Origin of the sequence: Mesorhizobium sp. M4B.F.Ca.ET.017.02.2.1, from assembly GCF_003998955.1 — a bacterium.
In the GTDB taxonomy this organism is placed as follows: domain Bacteria; phylum Pseudomonadota; class Alphaproteobacteria; order Rhizobiales; family Rhizobiaceae; genus Mesorhizobium; species Mesorhizobium abyssinicae.
Genome location: NZ_RZOF01000396.1, coordinates 1 through 5,381, shown reverse-complemented (window position 1 = coordinate 5,381; position 5,381 = coordinate 1). Strand labels below are relative to the sequence as shown.

At 67.3% G+C, this 5,381-nt stretch carries 4 protein-coding genes; all 4 read right to left on the bottom strand.

Features of this window, described 5'->3' with window-relative positions; translation table 11 throughout:
- Window positions 1-37: 37 nt before the first annotated feature.
- From EN738_RS30195 to EN738_RS30180, 4 genes are read right to left on the bottom strand one after another with little or no spacing between them, the layout of a single operon-like run.
- Complete coding sequence (locus EN738_RS30195; protein ID WP_127286819.1) at window positions 38-1,111, bottom strand: class II aldolase/adducin family protein; 1,074 nt, start codon at window positions 1,109-1,111, stop codon at window positions 38-40.
- Complete coding sequence (locus EN738_RS30190) at window positions 1,111-2,628, bottom strand: glycerol-3-phosphate dehydrogenase (protein ID WP_127286818.1); 1,518 nt, start codon at window positions 2,626-2,628, stop codon at window positions 1,111-1,113. Before EN738_RS30190 ends, EN738_RS30195 begins: the two co-directional genes overlap by 1 nt.
- A gap of 34 nt (window positions 2,629-2,662) precedes the next feature.
- Window positions 2,663-3,703 (bottom strand): 2-hydroxyacid dehydrogenase, encoded by a 1,041-nt coding sequence (locus EN738_RS30185; RefSeq protein ID WP_127286817.1) that lies wholly within the window; start codon window positions 3,701-3,703, stop codon window positions 2,663-2,665.
- A 10-nt stretch (window positions 3,704-3,713) separates the two neighbouring features.
- Window positions 3,714-5,267 carry an FGGY-family carbohydrate kinase gene (locus EN738_RS30180; RefSeq protein WP_127286816.1) on the bottom strand — a complete coding sequence of 518 codons (1,554 nt, stop codon included), beginning with the start codon at window positions 5,265-5,267 and terminating at the stop codon, window positions 3,714-3,716.
- Between the last annotated feature and the right edge of the window lie 114 nt (window positions 5,268-5,381).

Below are 5,381 nucleotides of genomic sequence, written 5' to 3'. Positions count from 1 at the left end.
ATGGCGCACGCACCCGAACTGCCGGCATGAAGCGCAATCATTGCAGCACGCTGCCGGCGCGCCGGTTGAGCTCCTGGCGGTATTTCTCGGCGTCCCAGTTCAGGAGCTCGGCATTCTCCTCGATGCTGAGATAGTTGACGCGCGCCGTCGGATCGACGCGGATGGCGACATCGGCAAGGCAGCGCGCCATCGCCTCGGCGCCGGCATTGGCATCCCGGCGCATCAATATGCCCTTGCCCGGGAAAAGGATGGAGGCGGGTGCCGGCGGCCCGCCGGCCGTTGTCCGCGCCACCACGGCAGCGGCATTCTCGTTCGGACCGGCGATCACCGAGCCTATGCCGAGGAAGATGACGTGGTCCGGGTAAAGGCTGCCCGACGCGACGATCCGGCAACTGGCGAGATCGGTGGCGGCGGCATGGGCCTCGACCGCGACCGGAAGGCGGTAATCGCTGCCCATGGCCAGCCTGAGCAGCGCGTCGAGGTCGGGCGCCGGCGCTTTGCGCGGCGCGCGGGCAAGCAGGCCGGTAACGCGCCGCAGCAGCAGGTTTGCTTCGGCGACTGTGTCGGCGGCCACGACCAGCCCATGATTGCCGAGGACGAGGACGTCGGTGCGCGGCTTCAGCCGTTCGGCAATGCCCTGCGCCAGCGGCAGGCCCGGGCGGCGATAGGGCACGAAGGCCCAGTCGAGGCCGCGCAGACGCTCCTCCAGCAGCGCCTCGGCATTGGTCTGCACGGCGATGGCGATGGTCTCGACGCAGTGGACATGGACGACGACCTTTTGCGGCAGCAATGCATGCACCGTCGTCTCGATGGACGGCCGCAACTGGTGCGGGTTGAGCTCGGCAAGCGTGAATGCGGCGGTCTTCTCGGCCGCCGGGTCCTTGCGCGCGACGGCATCGAGCAAGGGCGACAGCTCCACGGGCACCATGATGTCGGCTGTCGCCGCATTCATCAGCCAGGTGCCGGACGCCTTGATCCACAGCACACCGGCTTGCTTGAGCGAGGTGTTGCCACCGGCGCCCTGGACCAGCAGAGGATCGGCGCCAACACTGGCCGACAGGACACGCAACGCCTGCAATTCGACGGCATCGTGATCAATGCGAGCTGCCATCAGCCGGCCTTTGCCAAACGGTTGGCGCACCAGTCCTCGAAGGCCCCTCTCTCGGCGGCCGAGAGATGCAGGCCGTGCTTGGTGCGGCGGTCCAGGATGTCGGCAGCAGTCGACGCCCACTCATGCTCGAACAGGTAGCTCGCCTCGCGCTCGAAGAAATCCTTGCCGAAGCGCCGCCCGAGCTGTTCGAGCGATCCGGCATTGCCGACGATTGAACGGGTGCGCGTGCCGTAGAGCCGGCCATAGTGCTTGAGCAGCGACGCCGGCATCCAGGGGTAGTCGCGGCCGAGATCGCCGAGGAACTGCTCGAAATCGGCATTTGCGATGTCGCCGCCCGGCAGATGCGCACCGGACGTCCACGCCTTGCCCATCTTCGGAAAGAACGGCTCGATGCGGTCGAGCGCGTGCTCGGCGAGCTTGCGGAAGGTGGTGATCTTGCCGCCGAAGACGGAGAGCAGCGGCGCCTGCCCGGTCGGCGCATCGAGCTCGAAGATGTAGTCGCGCGTCACCGCGCTCGGATTGTCGGCATTGTCGTCGTAGAGCGGCCTGACGCCGGAGAAGGAATAGACGACGTCGCCGCGCGTCAGCCCGCGCTTGAAGTAGCGATTGACGACCTTGATCAGGTAGTCGATCTCGCTCTCCTCCGCCGCCACGTCTTCCGGCCGCCCTTCATAGGGAATGTCGGTGGTGCCGATCAGCGCCAGGTCGTTCTGATAGGGATTGATGAAGATGACGCGCTTGTCGTTGTTCTGGACGAGATAAGCCTGCCGCCCTTCCCAGAATTTCGGCACGACGATGTGGCTGCCCTTGACCAGGCGGACGTTGCGCTTGGAGTTCTGCCCGGCGACGCGGTTGACGACGTCGTTGACCCAGGGACCGGCGGCGTTGATCAGCGCGCGCGCCCGCACCGCGGTCCTCACGCCGGTCCTGCCGTCGCGCATCTCGACCGACCACAGGCCTTTGTCGCGGCGGGCGGCGGTGCAAGCGGTGCGGGTGAAGACTTTCGCCCCGCGCTCCGCCGCGTCCAGCGCGTTGATGACGACGAGGCGGGCATCGTCGACCCAGCAGTCGGAATATTCGAAGCCGCGTCTGAAAGCGTCCTTGATCGGCGCGCCCTCCGGCGCCGTGCGCAAGTTCAGCGTGCGGGTGGGCGGCAGCCGCTTGCGGCCGCCGAGATGGTCGTAGAGGAAGAGGCCGATGCGGACCAGCCAGGCCGGGCGATCGTCGGGGCTGTGCGGCAGCACGAAGCGCATCGGCCAGATGATGTGGGGCGCGGATTCCAGGAGCACCTCGCGCTCGATCAACGCCTCGCGCACCAGGCGGAACTCGTAATATTCGAGATAGCGCAGGCCGCCATGAACCAGCTTGCCCGAACGCGAGCTGGTGCCTTCGGCGAGATCGTCCTTCTCGCACAAGATGACGGACAGGCCACGGCCGGCGGCGTCGCGCGCGATGCCGGCGCCGTTGACGCCGCCGCCGATGACGAAAAGGTCGACAATGTCGCCGTCGCCGCTCATCTCGCCGAACCCTCTGCACAACGCTTCATGGCGGTCAGCACGGATTGACCGGCGGCAGGCCGGCGATGTAGCGGCGCACTTCCTCGGCCGCCTGCTCTGCCGCGTAGGTAACGGTGCGCACCGAGGCGCCGGCGATGTGCGGGGTCAGCGTCACATTCGGCAGCTGCAGCAGCGGCCAGTCCGAAGGCACCGGCTCGATCGCGAAGGTTTCCAGCATGGCGCTGGCGATATGGCCGGCGACCAGCGCCTCGTAAAGCGCGTCATAGTCGACCAGCGGCCCGCGCGCGGTGTTGATGAAGATCACGCCGGGCTTCATGCCGGCGATGGTGTCCTTGTTGATCAGGCCGCGGGTTTCCGCGGTCACCCGCGAATGCAGGGTGACCACGTCGGAGCGCGACAGAAGTTCGTCGAGCGAGACCAGCTCGACGCCGGCATTGCGGTCGTCCGCGCTCAGCTGCACGTAGGGATCGCAGACCAGGACGCGGCAGCCGAAGGCGCGCAGCAGGCGCACCACTTTGGTGCCGATATTGCCGTAGCCGACGACACCGACGGTCATCTCGCTGAGCTCGCGGCCGGTGCGGTCGGCGCGATAGAGATCGCCGCGCCATTCGCCCTTGCGCAAGGCCTCGTGGCCGACGCGGATCAGCCGCGTCTCGGCGAGGATGGCGCCGATGGTGAATTCGGCCACCGCGCTCGCATTGCGGCCTGGAACGTTGACGACGCGGATGTCGTGAGCCTTGGCGGCCGCCATGTCGATGTTGATCGGTCCGCCGCGCGACACAGCGACCAATTTCAGCGCCGGAAGGCGCCGCATCATTCCATCCGAGAGCGGAGCGAGCTGGGTGACCAGGATCTCGGCATCGCCGACAAAATCGACCACCTCGTCCGGATGGCCGAAATACTCCTTGACTTTGTCGAGGCCGAGCGCGGTGTTGCCGAACTCCATCGGCTCGTCGGGCCACGCGGTTTCCAGCGTGCGGATGTCGAGGCTGTTGCCGCAGGCCTTCTCGATCTCAGTCCGAAAGACCTCCGGAAGCATGAAACGGTCGCCGATGATCGCAATTTTCCTGTGCATGCTCGACTTCTCAATCTGCCTTGGTCGCGGCCATCGACCGCCAGACCGGACGCAGCGCCTCGTGCGCCAATGTGTAGGATGGCGCCATCCTGTCGTAGATGGCGGCGAGTTCCGGGTCGCTCGGCTCGGCCTCGCCAAGCAGGGGGGTGACCCATTCGGCGACGCAATCGTCCATTGACCGGTAGAGGCCGACGCAGACCGCTGCGATCATGGCGGCACCGGCGGCACCCGCCTCCTCGCGTTCGCTGGTGCGGGTGGCGGCGCCGACGGCGGCGCCAAGGATCTTGCGCAGCGCCGGGCTGCGCGCCGCGCCGCCGGTAAGGCGGATTTCCCGCGGCAGCGGGCCCATAGCGGCGTAGCAATCGCGCGAAGCGAAGGCGAGCCCTTCGAAGACGGCGCGCACCATGTCGGCATAGCCGTGGCGGGAGGAGATGCCGACGAAGCCGGCCCTCGCATTGGCATCGACGAACGGGCCGCGCTCGCCGGCCTCGGACACATAGGGCTGGTAGATCAGCGAGGCCGGCTTGGACGACGAAATCCAGTCATCGACCAGCGCGATCATCTCACCGTTCGAGCGCGAAATGCCTTGCGAGGCGAGGATGCCGGAAGCGAGGCCAAGCACCCAGTCGATGTTGAGCGTCGCCGCCATGTTCGACTGCAGCTGGGCAAACACGCCCGGCGCCGGCATGGTCATGGTGTAGCCGGTCTTCGCTTCGTTGAGCTGCACCTCGTCCGGTGTCTCGGCAAGTCGCATATGCATGCCGGTTGAGCCGATGATGGTGCAGCCGGGCTTGTGCTTGCGGTCGAACAGGCCGGCGCCGAGCGCGGTACAGACCACGTCGACATAGGTCAGCACGACCGGCGTGCCGGCGGTGAGCCCGGTCGCGTCGGCCGCGGCCTTTGACAGGCCGGCGCTGTGCCTGGTGCCGTCGACGATCGGCGGCAGAAGGTGCCTGAGGTCGGCGACGCCGAGCACGTCGAGCACCTCGTCGCTGTAGTCGCGGGTGCGGAAATCGCCGAAGGTGAAGGTCCCTTCCGAAGGGTCGGTGGCGCGCTCGCCGGTCAGCTTGAAATAGAGCCAGTCCTTGCAGTGGAACGCCGTCGCGGCCCTCTCGAGCATGGCCGGCATGTTTCGCTTCATGAAGACGAACTGCGATCCCTGCTGGCAGGCGGCAAGCCCGCTGCCGGTCTTTTCGAAGCGCAGCCGGTCCTCCGGCCGTGCCCGGATCTCCTCGACGATCCTGGCGGCGCGCGCATCGAGCCACAGCCAGCCCTTGGCCACCGGTTCGCCGGCCTTGTCGATCAGCCAGGTGCCGTCGCCCTGCCCGGTCACCGCGATGGCGATCACCCGGCTGGCGAGGTCCGGCACCTTGTCGGCCAACTGGCGCAAGGTGGTCGCCGTATCGGCCCAGGTGCGCGCCAGGTCCTGCTCGGCGCCACCGCCCGGCAGCGTTTCGTAGCGATTCGCCAGCGCGGTGGCCGCGATCTGCCGGCCCGCCCTGTCGAAGGCGACGGACTTGATGACAGACGTGCCGGCGTCGATGCCGATCAGCACATCCCGCATCAGGCAAGCTCCATCCCGTGCGAAATCGCCTTGCCGTCGGCCTGGTCGAAGACGTGCAGGTTCTTCGGATCGATGCTGACTTTGATCGGCGCCCCGAGCTCGAGGCGGGTGCGG

Bases quoted from the DNA above. Each gene is read 5' to 3' on its own strand.
- EN738_RS30190 (WP_127286818.1), bottom strand. From the start codon at position 2,628: ATGAGCGGCGACGGCGACATTGTCGACCTTTTCGTCATCGGCGGCGGC.
- EN738_RS30195 (WP_127286819.1), bottom strand. From the start codon at position 1,111: ATGGCAGCTCGCATTGATCACGATGCCGTCGAATTGCAGGCGTTGCGT.
- EN738_RS30180 (WP_127286816.1), bottom strand. From the start codon at position 5,267: ATGCGGGATGTGCTGATCGGCATCGACGCCGGCACGTCTGTCATCAAG.
- EN738_RS30185 (WP_127286817.1), bottom strand. From the start codon at position 3,703: ATGCACAGGAAAATTGCGATCATCGGCGACCGTTTCATGCTTCCGGAG.